A 549-nucleotide genomic window follows, 5' to 3' on the forward strand; every position below is an offset into this window, starting at 1 on the left:
CTTACCTGAACTTTTTCACCTTTTGCAAAAGATGTTTTATTCAGTTTCAGGTTTTTATAATCGAAAGTCGTGTAGCTCAATCCAAAACCAAACGGAAACTGGGGCGTTTTCTCCACATCCATGTAATGCGACCAGAAAACATTTTTATCGCTATCGATCGGTCTTCCTGTGCTGTATTTATTATAATAAATCGGCACCTGTCCCACATTTCTTGGAAACGACATCGGCAATTTTCCGCTCGGATTGTAGTCTCCGTACAAAACCTGCGCAACTGCATTTCCGGCTTGGGTTCCCAAATGCCAAGCTTCCACAATGGCCGGAACATTTTCTGCCGCCCACGGAATGCTCAACGGACGTCCATTGTTTAAAACCAGAACCACATTCGGATTCACTTTATAGATTTCTTCCAATAATTCCTGCTGCAAACCTGGCAGATTCAAATCGGTTCTGCTTCTTCCTTCACCGCTTTGGAAACCGTATTCGCCTAAAACCATTACTACGGCATCGGCATTTTTTGCCGCATTTTTAGCAGCTTCAAATCCGCTTCTG

At 43.5% G+C, this 549-nt stretch carries 1 protein-coding gene; it reads right to left on the bottom strand.

The features are described from left to right. Positions 1 to 549, bottom strand: a 549-nt coding sequence (locus B3J44_RS24320; RefSeq protein ID WP_286969961.1) for a glycoside hydrolase family 3 C-terminal domain-containing protein, incomplete at both ends; no start/stop codon positions are given.

The sequence above is a fragment of the Flavobacterium sp. UBA4854 genome (assembly GCF_002399805.1).
Classification (GTDB): Bacteria; Bacteroidota; Bacteroidia; order Flavobacteriales; family Flavobacteriaceae; genus Flavobacterium; species Flavobacterium ginsengisoli.